This is a genomic window from Rhizobium sp. NZLR1, assembly GCF_017357385.1.
In the GTDB taxonomy this organism is placed as follows: Bacteria; Pseudomonadota; Alphaproteobacteria; order Rhizobiales; family Rhizobiaceae; genus Rhizobium.
The window spans coordinates 2,478,021-2,496,401 of the sequence record NZ_CP071632.1 but is presented as its reverse complement, the minus strand read 5'-3'; the positions used below and the strand labels follow the sequence as shown (position 1 = coordinate 2,496,401).

The window sequence follows — 18,381 nt, the reverse complement described above, 5'->3', positions numbered from 1 at the left end:
AATTGTTTGATCGCCTATTGCGAGAATGGAACAAACAGGGTACAAACTCAACATTGCTTGGGCGGCTTCAATAACCTAAAGGTGGATCGGATGTCTCAGAATTCATTGCGGCTGGTAGAGGACAAATCGGTGGACAAAAGCAAGGCGCTTGAAGCGGCACTCTCACAGATAGAGCGGTCGTTCGGCAAGGGCTCGATCATGAAACTCGGCTCCAACGAGAATGTTGTCGAGATCGAGACGATCTCGACCGGCTCGCTCGGCCTCGATATTGCTCTTGGCGTCGGTGGTCTGCCGAGGGGCCGTATCATCGAAATTTACGGGCCGGAAAGCTCGGGTAAGACGACGCTTGCACTGCAGACCATTGCCGAAGCGCAGAAGAAGGGCGGCATCTGCGCCTTCGTCGATGCCGAACATGCGCTCGATCCCGTCTATGCCCGCAAGCTTGGCGTTGATCTGCAGAACCTTCTGATCTCGCAGCCCGATACCGGCGAGCAGGCGCTCGAAATCACCGATACGCTGGTGCGCTCCGGCGCCGTCGACGTTCTCGTCATCGACTCGGTCGCCGCACTGACGCCGCGCGCCGAAATCGAAGGCGAGATGGGCGACAGCCTACCCGGCCTGCAGGCGCGCCTGATGAGCCAGGCGCTGCGCAAGCTCACCGCTTCGATTTCCAAGTCGAACACCATGGTGATCTTCATCAACCAGATCCGCATGAAGATCGGCGTCATGTTCGGTTCGCCGGAAACGACGACCGGCGGCAATGCGCTGAAGTTCTATGCCTCCGTGCGCCTCGACATCCGCCGCATCGGCGCGGTCAAGGAGCGCGAAGAGGTGATCGGCAACCAGACCCGCGTCAAGGTCGTCAAGAACAAGATGGCGCCGCCCTTCAAGCAGGTCGAGTTCGACATCATGTATGGCGAGGGCGTTTCCAAGACCGGCGAATTGGTCGATCTCGGGGTCAAGGCCGGCATCGTCGAGAAGTCGGGTGCGTGGTTCTCCTATAACAGCCAGCGTCTCGGCCAAGGCCGCGAAAACGCCAAGACCTTCTTGCGCGACAATCCGGATCTCGCTCGCGAAATCGAGCTGTCGCTGCGCCAGAATGCCGGCCTGATCGCCGACCGCTTCCTGCAGAACGGCGGACCGGATCCCGATGACAGTGATGCTGCCGCTGAGATGTGATCTCGCGATCAGTTTTTCTGCCAGTCCTTTAGAAAATCCAAACCGGCTGCATTCCCTGATCAGAATGCGGCCGGTTTTGTTTGTCTGCTGGACAGTGGCGGAGGCGAACGTTAAAAGCCGATGGATTTAGATTTACCTGCCTCGGGCAGCATTGAAGGGCATAGCATGAGCGGTGTGAACGATATCCGGTCGACATTCCTCGACTATTTCAAGAAGAACGGTCATGAGATCGTCTCGTCGAGCCCGCTCGTGCCGCGCAACGACCCGACGCTGATGTTCACCAATGCCGGTATGGTGCAGTTCAAGAACGTCTTCACCGGCCTTGAGAAGCGCCCTTATTCGACTGCGACAACGTCGCAGAAATGCGTGCGCGCCGGCGGCAAGCATAACGACCTCGACAATGTTGGTTATACGGCCCGGCACCTGACCTTTTTTGAAATGCTCGGCAACTTCTCGTTTGGCGACTATTTCAAAGAGAATGCGATCGAGCTTGCCTGGAAGCTCGTCACCGAAGGTTTCGATCTGCCGAAACATCGCCTGCTGGTGACTGTCTATTCCGAAGACGAAGAAGCTGCGACGCTGTGGAAGAAGATTGCCGGCTTCTCCGACGACAAGATCATCCGCATCCCCACCTCTGACAATTTCTGGCAGATGGGCGATACCGGCCCCTGCGGCCCCTGCTCGGAAATCTTCATTGACCAAGGCGAGAACGTCTGGGGAGGCCCTCCCGGTTCGCCGGAAGAAGATGGCGACCGGTTCCTGGAGTTCTGGAACCTCGTTTTCATGCAGTTCGAGCAGACGGAGCCTGGCGTTCGCAACCCGCTGCCGCGTCCGTCGATCGATACCGGCTTGGGTCTGGAGCGCATGGCCTGCATTCTGCAGGGCGTCCAGAGCGTCTTTGACACGGACCTGTTCCGCACGCTGATCGGTACTATCGAAGAGACGATGGGCGTCAAGGCGGAGGGGAGCGCCAGCCATCGCGTCATCGCCGACCACTTGCGCTCCTCGGCTTTCCTGATCGCCGATGGCGTGCTGCCGTCGAATGAAGGTCGCGGCTATGTGCTTCGCCGCATCATGCGCCGCGCCATGCGCCATGCCGAACTGCTCGGTGCCCGCGAGCCTCTGATGTACAAGCTGCTGCCGACGCTGGTGCAGGAGATGGGCCGCGCTTATCCGGAACTGGTGCGTGCCGAAGCGCTGATCTCGGAGACGCTGAAACTCGAAGAAGGCCGTTTCCGCAAGACGCTGGAGCGTGGCCTGTCGTTGCTGTCGGATGCGACCACCGATCTCGGCAAGGGCGACATGCTGGATGGCGAGACCGCCTTCAGGCTCTACGACACCTACGGCTTCCCGCTCGACCTGACGCAGGATGCGCTGCGCGCTCGCGAGATCGGCGTCGATATCTCCGGCTTCACCGATGCCATGCAACGCCAGAAGGCCGAAGCCCGCTCGCACTGGGCCGGTTCCGGCGAGAAGGCAACCGAAACCATCTGGTTCGAGCTCAGGGAAAAGCACGGCGCAAGCGAATTCCTGGGTTACGATACCGAAACCGCTGAAGGTGTGGTGCAGGCGATCGTCAAGGCCGGCGCCGTCGCTGAAGAAGCCAAGGCCGGCGATAAGGTGCAGATCGTCGTCAGCCAGACGCCGTTCTATGGCGAATCCGGTGGTCAGATGGGCGATACCGGCGTCATCTCGTCCGACCACGGCAAGATCGAGATATCAGACACGCAGAAGAGGGGCGAAGGCCTCTTCGTGCATTTCGGTGCCGTCGTCGAAGGTGCATTCAAGACCGGCGACGCGGTTGTTCTGACCGTCGATCACGCCCGACGCTCGCGGCTGCGTGCCAACCACTCGGCAACGCATCTGCTGCATGAGGCGCTGCGCGAGGTGCTCGGTACCCATGTGGCGCAGAAGGGTTCGCTGGTCGCGCCTGAGCGTCTGCGTTTCGACGTTTCGCATCCGAAGCCGATGTCGGCCGAAGAGCTGAAGATCGTCGAGGATATGGCAAACGAAATCGTGCTGCAGAATTCGCCTGTTACAACCCGGCTGATGAGCGTCGACGATGCAATCGCCGAAGGCGCGATGGCGCTGTTCGGCGAAAAATACGGCGACGAGGTGCGCGTCGTGGCGATGGGCGAGGGTATGCGTGGCGCCAAGGCCGGCAGATCCTATTCGATCGAACTCTGCGGCGGCACCCATGTCGGGGCGACCGGCCAGATCGGCCTGATCCGCGTTCTCGGCGAAAGTGCCGTCGGCGCCGGCGTTCGCCGCATCGAGGCCGTCACCGGCGAATCGGCGCGCGAATATCTGGCCGAACAGGACGAACGCGTGAAGGCGCTTGCCACTTCGCTCAAGGTACAGCCGGCCGAAGTTCTGTCGCGCGTCGAAGCGTTGATGGACGAGCGCCGCAAGCTGGAGAAAGAACTGGCTGATGCCAAGCGCAAGCTCGCCATGGGCGGCGGGCAGGGCGGCTCGGTCGATGCCGTGCGCGAAGTCGCCGGCGTCAAGTTCCTCGGAAAGGCGATTTCAGGCGTCGATCCCAAGGATTTGAAGGGACTTGCCGATGACGGCAAGACCAGCATCGGCTCCGGCGTCGTCACCCTGATCGGCGTGTCCGACGATGGCAAGGCGAGCGCCGTCGTCGCGGTGACGCCGGATCTCGTCGATCGTTTCAGTGCTGTCGATCTGGTGCGCGTCGCCTCGGCGGCCCTCGGCGGCAAGGGCGGCGGCGGCCGTCCTGATATGGCGCAGGCCGGCGGCCCCGACGGGTCGAAGGCCGACGAAGCGATCGAGGCAGTGGCTTTGGCACTCGCCGGGTGAGCTGCCGGTTCATTCCTGAGTTTCGAAGAGGCGGAAGCTCGGCTTCCGCCTTAGTTTTTGCTGGTAGACTTGTTCTTCATTCGGCGTTCCTCCGACGCTCCATTCCTGTGCTAGTCGCAGGAATCCAGCGCGCCAAAGTCCTTGGGCGCGGGAGATTCTCTTCGATGTCGCATAGGTTCTTTCACCGCGCAGACGCGCGGTGGCTGGATTCCTGGGACGGGCACAGAATTGTGAGGAGGGACGCGGCGTAGCCGGCATATCAACATAGACAGCGGCTCTGTTGCCGGTTTCTCAATGCGCCTGCGCTTCCTGTCGTCCAAAACTAGTCAGAGTTTTTTGCGAACTTGGCCCCGTCATTCCTCACCCCTCGATATATCCATAAATTCAACCTGCCCCCGGCCACCGAACGCCGCTGAAAGAATAATGGGATCTGCCGAAAGCGGTTTCTTAACCTCGCACCCAATAAAGAAGCTCACATTTGGAAGCCGATCCGTTTCTGACTCTTCGATTCTGGAGCAATTTGCAAAACGGATTCGATCGACTTCTTCAGATTCAACAAGGTATTTTTTTAATATATCCCTCGTCTGTTCTTCCGGGCTCTTATGTGACTGGAGGGTTTCTCCATAAATATAGATAGCCAGAATAAAAAATACAAATGACACTACTATCCAGCGGCATAGGGTATTACCAGATGGAAACTTCATTCTATACTTGTAGATGCGACTGATTACGATAGCGTGCATTTTCACAGAGCTCTGATTTAATCCTCAAGTCAACTTGCTTAGAGCTCCCAACATTATGAATTTCAGCCATCCCCTGTTACTACCTCAAGCTGCTATTTTGGGTTGAAAAAGTCAATCTGGCGATTAGCAATTTCCTAGCCCGCTGTTGCTTAGCGGGTGATGGCGTAGCGTTGGCGCTCCGGAGCCGGCAACTCCGCAGGATTTGTCAAATCGGGATATGGTTCTCTTTAGCCGATCGATTTGCACGAGGTTTGACATGAACGGCGAAACGGCATGGGCACTTTATGAAAATCGTCTGAGACGGGTTTCTGCCTATATTCACGACCACCTCGACGAGGAGCTGGATATGGAGCGCCTTGCCGAGATCGCCTGCATGTCGAGCTATCACTGGCACAGGATCTACCGGGCGATTTACGGTGAGACGCTGGCGGCAACCGTCAAGCGGCTCAGGCTTTATCGCGCGGCGGGCGAGATCGTCCGCACGGAGCTTGCGGTCAGCGAAATTGCGAAGCGATCAGGCTATCCCAATCTCCAATCTTTCAACCGCATCTTCAAGTCGGTCTACGGCATGCCGCCGGCCCGTTACCGGAAAGAGGGAAGCCACACCGCCTTCCAACCCTCACCTAAGGGAAAGACCAAAGCCATGTTCGACATTACCATACGCGAGATCGCACCAACCGAACTGATCGGCGTCGCCCATACCGGCTCTTATATGGAGATCGGCAAGGCCTTCGAGACATTGTTCGGCACGCTTTACGCCCGCGGGCTTGCCAAGCCCGACATGCGGATGATCGGCGTCTATCTCGACGATCCCGACGTTGTGCCGCTTGAAAAGCTGCGCTCGATCGCCTGCGTCGCCGGCGCTGCCGAAGTGCCGGTCAATGCGCCTTTCGAGCGGCGTACGATCGACGGCGGCGATTATGCCGTGCTGCGCCACAAGGGTCCCTATGCCGACATGCCCAAGTCCTATCAGTGGCTCTTTGCCGAATGGCTGCCAAAATCCGGTCGACAGTTGAAGGACAGGGTGATGTTCGAGGAATATCTCAACAATCCGCGCGACGTGCCGCCGACCGAGCTTCTGACGGATATTCACATGCCGCTTGCCTGAAGGCTGGCATCCCGGCGCGGCCATCGGAGAGCCGCGCCGGTAACGATCAGGCGGCCTGCATCGTCTTGCCGGCCTCATCATCAAGGGCATTGGCACGCTTATAGGCCTCACGCTCACTGATGCGGCCGAAATAATCGACGAAGGCCTGTCGCTTCTCGATGGAGCCGAAGCCAAGGCCCCAGCCGATATGCGAGCCGACATAGACGTCGGCAGCGGTGAAGCGCTCGCCGGCAACATAGGTCGAACCGGAGACGGCCATTTCGAGCGTGTTCATCACGTCGCCGAAACCGCCGCAGCCGGCCATGCGCAGGCGCTCCGTCGGAATTTCGAAGCCGAGAGCCCTCATCGTCACCGCCGATTCGAGCGGACCGGCGGCAAAGAACATCCAGCGGTAATAGCGGGCGCGCTCCTCCGGCCTCGGCGCCAGCGCCTTTTCCGGGAAGGTCTCAGCGAGATAGGCGCAGATCGCCGCACATTCGGTAACGACGGTCTCGCCGTGGCGGATCGCCGGCACCTTGCCCATCGGATTGACCGAGAGATATTCGGGGGCTTTCATGGTCCCACCGAAGGTCAGCAGTTCGGTGCGATAAGGCTGGCCGATCTCCTCCAGCATCCAGCGCGCGATACGGCCGCGCGACATCGGGTTCGTATAGAATACCAATTCCTCAGTCATGAGATCCTCCTCCTGTTGCGTCGCTCGGAATCAATAGCGCTGCGAGGTCTTTGTGCAACCCCCGATCTTCAGAGAGCCTTGCGGTACTGGATGAAACCCGAGCGTTCGGCGATCTTGTCGTAGAGCCGCCGCGCCGTTGCGTTCGTTTCATGCGTCATCCAATAGAGCCTGCCTGCGCCGTTTTTGCGGGCAAGATCGGCGACCGCATCGATCAGCGCGGCGCCGGTGCCGAGCCCGCGTTGGCTATTTTCGACATAGAGATCTTGCAGGTAGCAGGTCCATTGCGGCAGCCAGCAGGAGCGGTGAAAGATGGCATGGGCGATGCCGACGAGGTGACCGTCTTCATCGAAGGCGCCGAGCGCGTGCATCGGTTCGTCAGGGTCGTGGAAGCGGGCCCAGGTGAGATCCGTGGTTTCGGGCGGGATGGCTACGTCATAGAAGCGCTGATAGGCCTCCCATAAGGGTTGCCAAGCGGCATGGTCAGATGGTTCGAGCGGGCGCAGGGTCGCCGTCATCAGCTGTTCTCCCAAATGAAAAACGGCGGAGAAAATCCCCGCCGTTTCAATATTATCGCGAAAGGGCTGACTTACGCCATGGCCTTCTGCAGGTTCTGGTCGATCTTGTCGAGGAAGGCGGTGGTCGACAGCCACGGCTGGTCGGGGCCGATCAGCAGCGCCAGATCCTTGGTCATGAAACCGGATTCGACGGTGTCGACGCAGACCTTTTCGAGCGTTGCGGCAAAGCGGGCAAGCTCGGCATTGTCGTCGAGCTTGGCGCGATGGGCGAGGCCGCGGGTCCAGGCGAAGATCGAGGCGATCGAGTTCGTCGAGGTTTCCTGGCCCTTCTGGTGCTGGCGATAGTGGCGGGTGACCGTGCCGTGAGCGGCTTCGGCTTCGACCGTCTTGCCGTCGGGCGTCAGCAGGACCGAGGTCATCAGGCCGAGCGAACCGAAGCCCTGGGCAACGGTGTCGGACTGGACGTCGCCGTCATAGTTCTTGCAGGCCCAGACGTAGCCGCCCGACCACTTGAGCGCCGAGGCGACCATGTCGTCGATCAGGCGGTGTTCGTAGGTGATGCCGGCGTCCTTGAACTGATCCTTGAATTCGGTTTCGTAGACTTCTTCGAAGATGTCCTTGAAGCGGCCGTCATAGGCCTTGAGGATGGTGTTCTTGGTCGACAGGTAGACCGGCCATTTGCGCATCAGGCCGTACATCATCGAGGCACGGGCGAATTCGCGGATCGATTCGTCGAGGTTGTACATGGCCATGGCGACGCCGGAGCCCGGCGCATTGAAGACTTCCTTCTCGATGACGGTGCCGTCCTCGCCGACGAATTTGATCGTCAGCTTGCCCTTGCCGGGAAACTTGAAATCGGTGGCGCGGTACTGGTCGCCGAAGGCGTGGCGGCCGACGACGATCGGCTTGGTCCAGCCGGGAACTAGACGCGGCACGTTTTTGCAGATGATCGGCTCGCGGAAGATAACCCCGCCGAGGATGTTGCGGATCGTGCCATTCGGGCTCTTCCACATTTCCTTGAGGTTGAATTCCTTGACGCGTGCTTCGTCCGGCGTGATCGTGGCGCACTTGATGCCGACGCCGTATTTCTTGATGGCGTTGGCGGCATCGACCGTCACCTGGTCGTTGGTGGCGTCGCGGTTTTCAACGGAGAGGTCGAAATAATCGATGTCGAGGTCGAGATACGGATGGATCAGCTTGTCCTTGATAAGCTGCCAGATGATGCGCGTCATTTCATCTCCGTCGAGATCGGCGACGGGATTGGCGACCTTGATCTTGTTCATGTATCTGCCTCGTTCGAGCTTGAAGGGGGACGGGGTCCCAGGTGGGTGACGTGATGAGGAGCGCTATAGCATTGTGAACCTGGAACGCAAAGCTGCAACGGGTTTCACAATGCGTTTTTGCCGGCATTGCCAAGCGCTCGAATCCGGCTAGAACAGGATGATTTTGGCCCGTCGGCCTAAACTCTGAATCCTGTTCTACATTAGAAGTCAGAGCATGATGTCGTCCGAAAACCGCTCACACTTTTCGGCATCATGCACTAGTGTCCGCCTTGATTTGCCCGTCCGGAACATTCGACCATGAAGACGCTCGCCATTGTTATCGCAAACCTTATCGCCCTTTCAGGTGCCGCCCATGCGGCCGATGCCACCGCTCCGGTGAAGGAGATCATGGATGCGACCGGGAGCAACTGGGCCGACAACAACAATGATTGGACCGACATCTTCGATGCGAGCCGGCTCGATCATCTCTACAGCAAGGACTTCGTCGCGCGATACAATGCGGCCGCGCAGTTTCCGGCCGTCGATGACGACGGCATATCGCCGTTCAACTACGACGTCATCGTCAACGGCCAAGATGCATGCCCGCTGGAGGATATGACCACAGCGGCGGCACCGCCGGTTGACGGCACGACCGAGGTGACGGTGCGCTTCAAGAAGTCTGCCTGCTCGGGCGCGCCCGATGCCAAGGACTATACGACCGTTCGTTTCGAGGTGGTCGAGGAGGCTGGCCAAGCGGTAATCGACGATATCGTCACCGAGAATATCGAAACGCAGGCCCGTGATTCCCTGAAGGCGACGATGGCGCTGATTGCCAAAGGCCAGTAGGCGCGCGACATTCGATTGATGTCGGGCGATTGATGTCGGGCGATCTATAATGGGAATTCGATCCCGGGCGATTGTTCCGATCGGTTCTCCGATGGTTTGATTTGCGCTCTATCGGCGGTATCTGTCGATCCTTCCGTGGCATGGGGGCTCTTGCATTTGTTTTCCGGGTTTCAGTTCCGCGACTGGGTGCTTGCCAACGATCCGGCGCTTTCGCGCCTGCGCATGGCATCGCGGGTGACGCTGACGATCGTCCTTTCGTTTTTGATCCTGCTTGCCATCAGGGCTCTCATCCTGCCGCTGCCGACCGCGGCTTTCGGCCTCGGGATCGTACTGTCGATCGAAGGCGGGATCGCCGTTCGCGACAAGGGCAATGCGCGCCAGCTGGTGACGAGGCTCTTCGGTTGTGTGGTAAGCCTAGCCGTTGTCGGTATTGCGGCCGGGCTCGAGGATCGCCGTTTTCTCTCCGATCTCGTCTTCCTGGTGGTGATCGCGCTTGCATCTGCGGGTCGCGTGTTCGGGCCGCGCGGTTTTGCGATCGGCATGTTCGCCTTCACCTCCTATTTCATGGGCGCCTATTTCCGGCCTTCGCTAGTCGATCTGCCGGCGGTGGCGATCGGTCCCGTCGTTGCGGTGCTGGTCGGCCATCTGGTGAGGGCGGTGCTGCTGCCCGACGACTGGCGGCGCGACCTGCTGCGCTCGCTCGAAAGCGTGCGCGGCCGGATCAACCAGATTCTCTTCAAACTCGCCGCCCTTGCCGGGAGTGCAGAGATTGGCGAAGCCGATCGGCAGGAACTGCGCCAGCTGGAAGACCGGCTGAAGGAGGTGGTGCTGATGGCGGAGACCTTCATCCCGCGCCCGCCGGCAGGCGTCTTCGACGGTGCCGCCGACCCCGCCGCCGAACTGGCGATCCGGCTCTTCGATGCGCATCTTGCCGCCGAGAGCGCGATCGTGCTGAGCTTCCAGAGCCCACCGCCATTCGCGCTCATTCACGCCGTGATCGAGGCCGACAAATCGGAACTTCTAAGATTTGAGGGAATGGCCGAAACGATCAGGGACCAGCCGCAAGGCGAAACGGTGAGGGCGCTTCTCTGGCTCGGCGAGGCGCGGCAGCAACTGACGCAGGCGATCGACGAGGGACAGGCCCGCGGTTTTTCCGGCATCGATACGGTCAGCGACACGGCGCAATCCCAGCCGATCGATTTTTCATTCGCCAACCCGCTGCTGCGCTTGGCGCTGCAGATTACGGTCGCCTCGGCAATCGCCATGAGCTTCGGCCTGCTCTTGTCGCGCGAACGCTGGTTCTGGGCGGTGCTTGCTTCCTTCCTCGTTTTCACCAACACCAATTCGCGCGGCGATACGGCGATGAGGGCATTGTCGCGCTCCCTCGGTACCGTGTTCGGGATCGCGATCGGCCTTGTGCTGGCAACGCTGCTTTCAGGCGAGTCTGATATCGCCATTCCGGTTGCTGTCGTCTGTATCTTCCTCGCCTTCTATTTCCTGCAGGTTTCCTACGCGACGATGACCTTCTTCATCTCGATCGTGCTCTGCCTGGTCTACGGCATGACCGGTGTGCTGACGCTCGATCTATTGAAGCTGCGCATCGGCGAGACCATGATCGGCGCGGCGGCCGGAACGGCGGTCGCCTTCCTCGTCTTCCCCACGCGCACACGCGGCGCACTCGATGCCGCACTCGCCCGCTGGTTCCAAGCGCTGCGTGAGCTGCTTGGCGCGATCGGCGAGGGTAAGAGCGGCTTCGAGCTGATCGCTCTGTCGCAGAAGATCGATGCCTGCTACCGGGATGTGACGGTGACAGCACGGCCGCTCGGCTCGTCCTGGTCGGTGGTGACCCGGCCGGGCCAGATCCGCCAGACACTGGCGATCTTCCTGTCCTGCACCTACTGGACGCGCATCCTGGCGAAGAGCTGCGACGCGCCGGCAGCTGACGACACTCTGAAGAGCGTAATCGCGGCGGAGCTGGCGATGATCGATACGGTAGCCCCGCGTGGTTCGAACTGTTTTCTGATCAAGCGCAAGATATCGCGAACGACAGGCCGGCATCTGCCGCTGTCGCGCGCGGGTGCCAGGCTGGGGCTTGAAATGATCGGTTCGGCGTTGGAAAGGCTCTATCCGCAGGCCGACGTCTTGCCGTTTGCGCCGGGCGAGGCTATTGCGCGCTCGAAACAGGGATAGGACCATGGCAGGCACGAACAGCGAGCGTCAACTTCTGGCCGAAGGGCCGGCCATCATTCTGGTCGAGCCGCAGATGGGTGAGAATATCGGCATGGTGGCGCGCGCCATGGCGAATTTCGGTCTTGCCGAACTGCGTCTCGTCAATCCGCGCGACGGCTGGCCGAACGAGAAGGCGCAAGCGACCGCTTCCAAGGCCGATCATGTGATCGCGGCGACCAAGGTCTACGACACGCTGGAGCAGGCGGTCGCCGACCTTAACTTCGTCTATGCGACGACGGCGCGTGAGCGCGACGGCTTCAAGCCGGTCCGCTCGCCGGTCACCGCGGCCGAAACACTGCGGGCGAGGTTCCGGGCGGGCGAGGGCACCGGCATCCTCTTTGGGCGCGAGCGCTGGGGGCTGACCAACGAGGAAGTGGCGCTTGCCGACGAGATCGTCACCTTTCCTGTCAACCCGGCCTTTGCCTCGTTGAATATCGCCCAGGCCGTGCTGCTGATGTCCTATGAATGGATGAAATCCGGTATGGGCGATATCGGTGCCGTGCCCTTCCAGGCGATGGGACAGACGCCCTCGACCAAGGAGCAGCTCTTTGGCCTGTTCGACCAGCTGGAAGAGGCGCTCGATGCCAGGGGATATTTCCATCCTGCCGGGAAAAAGCCGAAAATGATCGACAATCTGCGTGCAGTCCTATCTCGCCGGGCTTTCACGGAGCAGGAAATCAGCGTGTTGCGCGGCGTCATCTCCTCCCTCGACCGTTTTTCGCGCAAGAGCCCGCGCGGCGGCCGGTTCCCGATAGCGGCCAAGGAAACACCGCCTGATGACAGCACCGACGCATGAGCTGAAACCGATCCTCGTCTTCGATTCCGGCATCGGGGGGCTGACCGTCCTGCGGGAGGCACGCGTGCTGATGCCGGAACGCGGCTTCATCTATGTCGCCGACGATGCCGGCTTTCCCTATGGCGGCTGGGAGGAACAGGCGCTGAAGGAACGGGTTGTCGGGCTTTTCGGCAAGCTGTTGACGGATCACGATCCCGAGGTCTGCATCATTGCGTGTAATACGGCCTTCACGCTGGTCGGCGCCGATCTGCGCGCCGCCTATCCTCAGATGACCTTCATCGGCACCGTGCCGGCGATCAAGCCGGCGGCGGAGCGTACGCGCTCGGGCCTGGTCTCGGTGCTTGCGACGCCGGGCACGGTGAAGCGGGCCTATACGCGCGATCTCATCCAGTCCTTCGCGCAGCAATGCCACGTCCGCCTCGTCGGCTCAGAGAACCTGGCGCGGATGGCAGAAGCCTATATTCGCGGCGACGCCGTCTCCGACGAGGCCGTGCTTGCCGAAATCGACCAATGCTTCGTCGAGAAGGACGGTCACAAGACCGATATCGTCGTGCTTGCCTGCACGCATTATCCATTCATGGCCAATCTGTTCCGGCGGCTTGCGCCGTGGCCGGTCGACTGGCTCGATCCGGCCGAGGCGATCGCGCGCCGCGCCCGCACGCTGGTGCCGCTGATCGCCGATGCCGTACATCCCGACAATTTCGACTTCGCCGTCTTCACCTCCGGCCAGCAGGATTTTGCGACGCGGCGGCTAATGCAGGGTTTTGGGTTGAGGGCGTGAGGGGAATTGTCTTGTGGGTTGGCGAAATCTGGCCCTGAAAATAAGCGCATTCTTTGATAGACGGGGCGCAGCCGTTTCGGAAGAATGGTGTTTCGTTCATGTGAGTCTCTTCGTCGCGAGGATCAGCATTGCAGGTTGGCATCGATATGGGATTGGCGTCCGGCAGCCCGGCGACGCTCGATATCGAGGAGCTGCTGGCGACCCGTCTGTTGGTGCAGGGCAATTCCGGATCGGGCAAGTCGCATCTGTTGCGCCGCCTGCTCGAACAATCGGCGCAATGGGTGCAGCAGGTCATCATCGATCCTGAGGGTGATTTCGTCACGCTCAGCGACAGGTTCGGCCATGTCGTCGTCGATGGCGAGCGCACCGAGGCGGAATTGGCCGGCATTGCTAACCGCATCCGCCAGCATCGCGTTTCCTGCGTGTTGACGCTCGAAGGTCTCGACATCGAACAGCAGATGCGGGCGGCCGCAGCCTTTCTCAACGGCATGTTCGATGCCGATCGCGAATACTGGTATCCGGTTCTCGTCGTCGTCGACGAGGCGCAGATGTTTGCACCGTCGGTCGGCGGCGACGTCTCGGAAGATGCGCGCAAAATGTCGCTCGGGGCAATGACCAACCTGATGTGCCGCGGCCGCAAGCGCGGGCTTGCCGGCGTCATCGCGACACAGCGGCTCGCCAAGCTCGCCAAGAACGTCGCAGCCGAAGCCTCCAACTTCCTGATGGGCCGCACCTTTCTCGATATCGATATGGCGCGCGCCGCCGACCTGCTCGGCATGGACCGGCGCCAGGCCGAGATGTTCCGGGACCTGAAGCGCGGCAATTTCGTTGCGCTTGGACCGGCGCTTTCGCGCCGGCCGCTGCCGATCCAGATCGGCGCGGTGGAAACCTCGGCGCGCTCTTCCAGCCCGAAGCTGATGCCGCTGCCGGATGCGCCCCAGGATGTCGAGGATCTGATCTTCACGCCCGATCCGGAGGAGTTTCTCCGTCCGCCGGTGCGCCGCGCCCCGCCGGCGCCGCGGCCAACGACCGACATTCTCGCTGAACTCTCGCGCTCGACGCCGGCGGCATCCGCAGCGCCGGCCGAGGCGAGGGCGAGCCAAATAGAGGTCTCCGCCGAGGAGCGGGAGGAGCGCCTTGCCGGCGTGCTTGCCGAAATACTCGACGATCCCACCTCTGCTTTCCGCACCGATTCGGTGCTCTACCAGGATTTTCTCGTCCGGCTGCGGATGCGCCGCGTGCCGGGACCGCCGATCGCGCTGCCGGATTTCCGTCGGCGTGTGGCAATCTCGCGCTCCGGCGTCGATGCGGAAACGGCTGCGAGCGATGCCTGGGCAACGGCGCTGTCGCTGTCAACTAATGTCACCGACGACCTGCAGGGCGTTTTCCTGATGCTCGCCAGGGCGGCCGTCCGCGGCGAGCCGTGCCCGTCGGACGCGCGCATCGCCCGCGCCTACGGTACCCATTCCGCCCGCCGCGCCCGCCGCCTGCTCGGCTATTTCGAGGAGCAGGGCAGCATTGTCGTGCACACGGATTTTTCCGGCAGGCGTATTGTCGCGTTCCCGGATATGAACTGCCAGACGGCGCCGGGCGACGCCAACGCGCCCGATACAGGCGATCAGCCGCTGGCGGCGGAATAGTGGCGCTTTCGGGCTTTGCCGCTGTTGACAATTTCATGACGGCCCTCTAAAGACCGCCCCAAGCACCGGGCAGCAATGTCCGGTGTTTCATTTGACATGTCCCGTGGATCGTTCCTGTTCGCTAACCGGAACATCCTGTCAGATCTCGCAAGAGTTCAGAGGAGGGCGTGTTTCCTTCGCGCGGTTTGGCAACAAACCGACAGAAACCTTTGAAAGGAAATGCGATGAGCAAGCGCGAATCGTCCAAGTACAAAATCGACCGCCGTATGGGCGAAAACATCTGGGGCCGTCCTAAGTCCCCGGTGAACCGCCGCGAATACGGCCCGGGCCAGCACGGCCAGCGCCGCAAGGGCAAGCTTTCGGACTTCGGTGTGCAGCTGCGCGCCAAGCAGAAGCTCAAGGGCTACTACGGTGACCTGCGCGAGAAGCAGTTCCGCGCGATCTTCGCCGAAGCCGACCGCCGCAAGGGCGATACCTCGGAAAACCTGATCGGCCTGTTGGAATCGCGTCTCGACGCGATCGTCTATCGCGCCAAGTTCGTTCCGACGGTGTTTGCTGCCCGTCAGTTCGTCAACCATGGCCACGTCACCGTCAACGGTGTGCGCGTCAACATCGGTTCCTACCGCTGCAAGGCCGGCGACGTCATCGAAGTTCGCGAAAAGTCGAAGCAGATGGTGACGGTTCTGGAAGCCGTCAGCCTCGCCGAGCGCGACGTTCCTGATTATATCGAGGCCGATCACCACAAGATGGTCGCCACCTTCGGCCGTGTCCCGACGCTCAGCGACGTTCCGTTCCCGGTCATCATGGAACCGCAACTGGTCGTCGAATTTTATTCGCGTTAATCAAAACCAGGCGTTTTCGCATATGGAAAAGCCGCTCCTTCGGGCGGCTTTTTTGTTATCTGGAGAGAAGCGATGGCGGATTTGCAGGCGACCCTCGATAGTATCTATAGCGATATCCTGCCGCGCATCGGCGAGGGCAAGGTCGCCGACTATATTCCGGAGCTTGCCAAGGTCGATCCGAGGCAGTTCGGCATGGCGATCGTCACCGTCGACGGCAAGGTCTATCGCGTCGGCGACGCCGATACCGCCTTCTCGATCCAGAGCATATCGAAGGTCTTCATGCTGACGCTGGCGCTCGGCAAGGTCGGTGAGGGGCTCTGGAAGCGCGTCGGGCGCGAACCTTCCGGATCGGCTTTCAACTCGATCGTCCAGCTCGAGCACGAGGGCGGCATCCCGCGCAATCCCTTCATCAATGCCGGCGCGATCGCCGTCAGCGACGTCGTCATGGCCGGCCATGCGCCGCGCGAGGCAATCGGCGAGTTGCTGCGCTTCGTGCGTTATCTCGCCGATGACGAGTCGATCAGCATCGACGACAGGGTGGCCCGCTCGGAAACGCAGACGGGGTATCGCAATGTCGCGCTTGCCAACTTCATGCGCGCCTACCGCAATCTCGACCATCCCGTCGACCATGTGCTCGGCGTCTATTTCCATCAATGCGCCCTGTCGATGAGCTGCGAGCAGCTGGCCCGCGCCGGCCTGTTCCTGGCGGCGCGCGGCAGCAATCCGGTGACCGGCCACTCGGTGGTCTCGCCGAAGCGGGCACGGCGTATCAATGCGCTGATGCTGACCTGCGGCCATTACGATGGCTCTGGCGACTTTGCCTATCATGTCGGCCTGCCCGGAAAGAGCGGCGTCGGCGGCGGCATCTTCGCGGTGGCGCCGGGCATTGCCTCGATCGCGGTCTGGTCGCCGGGGCTGAACAAGGTCGGCAATTCGCAGCTCGGCGCCGTGGCGCTGGAAATGCTCGCGGCGCGCACCGGCTGGTCGGTTTTTGGCGATTGACGCTGTGTTACCGAACTCGTTTCTGCTAAGGCAGACAGATCTCGATAGGACGACGCAATGAATATCGCAGCCAATATTGCGGATGATCTGGAAAGCGGCGAAGCCGACGGCGGCGTCGGCCATGCGCTTTTTGCCGATGCGCCGCGCTCGGTCTCCTTCAACAAGCTGCGCAAGCGGCTGCTCAGGCAGGTGCGCCAGGCCTTCGACGATTTCGATATGCTGAATGGGCAGAGACGCTGGCTGGTCGGCCTTTCCGGCGGCAAGGACTCCTACGGTCTGCTGGCGCTACTGCTTGATCTCAAGTGGCGCGGCCTGCTGCCGGTCGAGCTCATTGCCTGCAATCTCGACCAGGGGCAGCCGAACTTTCCAAAACATGTATTGCCGGATTATCTGACCAAAATCGGCGTGCGGCATCGGATCGAGTATCGGGATACCTATTCGATCGTGAAGGAGAAGGTGCCGGAAGGGGCGACCTATTGCTCGCTCTGTTCGCGGCTGCGCCGCGGCAATCTTTATCGCGTCGCGCGCGAAGAGGGCTGCGACGCATTGGTGCTCGGCCACCATCGCGAGGACATTCTCGAAACCTTCTTCATGAACTTCTTCCACGGTGGACGGCTTGCCTCTATGCCGGCGAAGCTTCTGAACGATGAAGGCGATCTGATGGTGCTTCGGCCGCTCGCCTATGCCGCCGAGGACGACCTCGCGAAATTTGCCGCCGCCATGCAGTTTCCGATCATTCCCTGCGATCTCTGCGGTTCGCAGGACGGGCTGCAGCGCAATGCGATGAAGGATATGCTCGCCGATATCGAGCGGCGCATGCCGGGGCGTAAGGATACGATGCTGCGGGCGCTTTCACATGTGAACCCGTCGCACCTGCTCGATCCAAAACTCTTCGACTTTTCCGCCCTTACAGCGTCGCGCGTCTTTTCAGACGCGCAAGGGGACGCTGTAACACTTTGAATTGCTGCATAATTCCTTAAATCGGTTCCGATTTGAGGAATTATGAAGTGGTGTCACCGATCCTTCATGAACGGCCGGCTATGCAGACTGGCTATTGGATGAAGTACAGGATTTCGCATGACCATTTCAGATCAGGATATTCTCTTTCTCGGCGATTGTGTCAGGGAGGCTGCGCGTGCAGAAATCATGCCGCGTTTCCGCAATCTCGGTGCTGACGATGTTTCGGAAAAGACCTCGGCAACCGATCTGGTGACGCAGGCGGACCTGCTTGCCGAACACAGGATTACCGCGGCGCTGAAAGAGCGCTTTCCCGCAGCGCTCATCGTCGGTGAGGAAGCCTATGACGCTGACCGGTCCGTCGTGCCGGCACTTGCCGATGCCGAACTTGCCTTCGTTATCGACCCTGTCGACGGCACGTTCAATTTCGCCGCCGGGCTTCCGGTCTTCGGGACGATCCTTGCGGTGACTGTCAGGGGTGAAACCGTCGCCGGCATCATTCACGATCCCGTTCTCGGCGACACCGTGACGGCGATCAAGGGCGCGGGCGCCTTCCTGACGCGGCAGGATGGGCAGTCGACAAAGTTGAAAGTGGCTGAACCCGCTTCCTTGAACCAGATGGTCGGCGGCATTTCGTGGGGGCATATGGAGGATCCGGATCGCTCGCGCATCTCAGCCAACATGGCGAAGATCAAAATGACCTTCGCCTTCAATTGCTCGGCCCATGAATATTGGATGGTCGCCTCCGGCAAGCTGCATTTCATCGGCCATGCGAAGCTTATGCCTTGGGATCACCTGGCCGGCGTGCTCGCGCATCAGGAGGCCGGCGGCCATACGGCGAAATTCGACGGCACGCCCTATCGCCCCGGCGAGACCACGGGCGGCATCATTTCTGCACCCGATAAGGACAGCTGGCAGCTGATCCGGCGCGAGATCATCGGCAACTGATCTAAGGCCCCTCCTAAAAAGCCGGACCGAAAGGATTTGA

The 18,381-nt window shown here is 60.8% G+C and carries 16 protein-coding genes; 12 read left to right on the top strand and 4 right to left on the bottom strand.

Annotated elements, in window-relative coordinates:
- The first annotated feature begins 90 nt into the window (after positions 1-90).
- Together recA and alaS are read left to right on the top strand one after the other, a co-directional pair.
- Positions 91-1,179 (top strand): recombinase RecA, encoded by a 1,089-nt coding sequence (gene recA, locus J3O30_RS12485; RefSeq protein WP_207580652.1) that lies wholly within the window; start codon positions 91-93, stop codon positions 1,177-1,179.
- A gap of 165 nt (positions 1,180-1,344) precedes the next feature.
- Complete coding sequence (gene alaS, locus J3O30_RS12480; protein WP_207580651.1) at positions 1,345-3,999, top strand: alanine--tRNA ligase; 2,655 nt, start codon at positions 1,345-1,347, stop codon at positions 3,997-3,999.
- 353 nt (positions 4,000-4,352) lie between these two features.
- On the opposite strand, the gene J3O30_RS12475 is transcribed toward alaS, so the two are convergent.
- Positions 4,353-4,703 (bottom strand): hypothetical protein, encoded by a 351-nt coding sequence (locus J3O30_RS12475; protein ID WP_207580650.1) that lies wholly within the window; start codon positions 4,701-4,703, stop codon positions 4,353-4,355.
- A 295-nt stretch (positions 4,704-4,998) separates the two neighbouring features.
- On the opposite strand from J3O30_RS12475, the gene J3O30_RS12470 reads away from it, so the two are divergent.
- Positions 4,999-5,850, top strand: a complete 852-nt coding sequence (locus tag J3O30_RS12470; protein WP_207580649.1) for an AraC family transcriptional regulator — start codon at positions 4,999-5,001, stop codon at positions 5,848-5,850.
- A 46-nt stretch (positions 5,851-5,896) separates the two neighbouring features.
- Here J3O30_RS12470 and J3O30_RS12465 read toward each other — a convergent pair whose 3' ends face one another.
- The 3 genes from J3O30_RS12465 to J3O30_RS12455 form a co-directional block, all read right to left on the bottom strand.
- Complete coding sequence (locus J3O30_RS12465) at positions 5,897-6,523, bottom strand: glutathione S-transferase family protein (RefSeq protein ID WP_207580648.1); 627 nt, start codon at positions 6,521-6,523, stop codon at positions 5,897-5,899.
- A 68-nt stretch (positions 6,524-6,591) separates the two neighbouring features.
- Positions 6,592-7,038 carry a GNAT family N-acetyltransferase gene (locus tag J3O30_RS12460; protein ID WP_207580647.1) on the bottom strand — a complete coding sequence of 149 codons (447 nt, stop codon included), beginning with the start codon at positions 7,036-7,038 and terminating at the stop codon, positions 6,592-6,594.
- A gap of 71 nt (positions 7,039-7,109) precedes the next feature.
- On the bottom strand, positions 7,110-8,321 hold the full coding sequence (locus J3O30_RS12455) for an NADP-dependent isocitrate dehydrogenase (protein ID WP_207580646.1): 1,212 nt from the start codon (positions 8,319-8,321) through the stop codon (positions 7,110-7,112).
- Between the two features lie 297 nt (positions 8,322-8,618).
- Between J3O30_RS12455 and J3O30_RS12450 the strand changes: the two genes are divergently transcribed.
- From J3O30_RS12450 to J3O30_RS12410, 9 genes are all read left to right on the top strand, one after another.
- Positions 8,619-9,146, top strand: coding sequence for a hypothetical protein (locus tag J3O30_RS12450; RefSeq protein ID WP_207580645.1), 528 nt, complete (start codon positions 8,619-8,621; stop codon positions 9,144-9,146).
- A 150-nt stretch (positions 9,147-9,296) separates the two neighbouring features.
- Positions 9,297-11,336 (top strand): FUSC family protein, encoded by a 2,040-nt coding sequence (locus tag J3O30_RS12445; protein ID WP_207580644.1) that lies wholly within the window; start codon positions 9,297-9,299, stop codon positions 11,334-11,336.
- A gap of 4 nt (positions 11,337-11,340) precedes the next feature.
- Positions 11,341-12,171, top strand: coding sequence for an RNA methyltransferase (locus J3O30_RS12440; RefSeq protein ID WP_207580643.1), 831 nt, complete (start codon positions 11,341-11,343; stop codon positions 12,169-12,171).
- Entirely contained in the window at positions 12,152-12,952 is an 801-nt protein-coding gene (gene murI / locus J3O30_RS12435; RefSeq protein ID WP_207580642.1) for a glutamate racemase, read from the top strand. Before J3O30_RS12440 ends, murI begins: the two co-directional genes overlap by 20 nt.
- A 128-nt stretch (positions 12,953-13,080) precedes the next feature.
- Complete coding sequence (locus tag J3O30_RS12430; RefSeq protein ID WP_207580641.1) at positions 13,081-14,592, top strand: ATP-binding protein; 1,512 nt, start codon at positions 13,081-13,083, stop codon at positions 14,590-14,592.
- A 224-nt stretch (positions 14,593-14,816) separates the two neighbouring features.
- A complete protein-coding gene (gene rpsD / locus J3O30_RS12425; RefSeq protein ID WP_007629312.1) occupies positions 14,817-15,434 on the top strand; it encodes a 30S ribosomal protein S4 in 618 nt (205 codons plus the stop codon).
- A gap of 72 nt (positions 15,435-15,506) precedes the next feature.
- Complete coding sequence (locus J3O30_RS12420) at positions 15,507-16,436, top strand: glutaminase (RefSeq protein ID WP_207580640.1); 930 nt, start codon at positions 15,507-15,509, stop codon at positions 16,434-16,436.
- A 57-nt stretch (positions 16,437-16,493) separates the two neighbouring features.
- Positions 16,494-17,396, top strand: a complete 903-nt coding sequence (gene ttcA / locus J3O30_RS12415; RefSeq protein WP_207580639.1) for a tRNA 2-thiocytidine(32) synthetase TtcA — start codon at positions 16,494-16,496, stop codon at positions 17,394-17,396.
- 117 nt (positions 17,397-17,513) lie between these two features.
- Entirely contained in the window at positions 17,514-18,341 is an 828-nt protein-coding gene (locus J3O30_RS12410; RefSeq protein ID WP_207580638.1) for an inositol monophosphatase family protein, read from the top strand.
- Positions 18,342-18,381 lie beyond the last annotated feature (40 nt).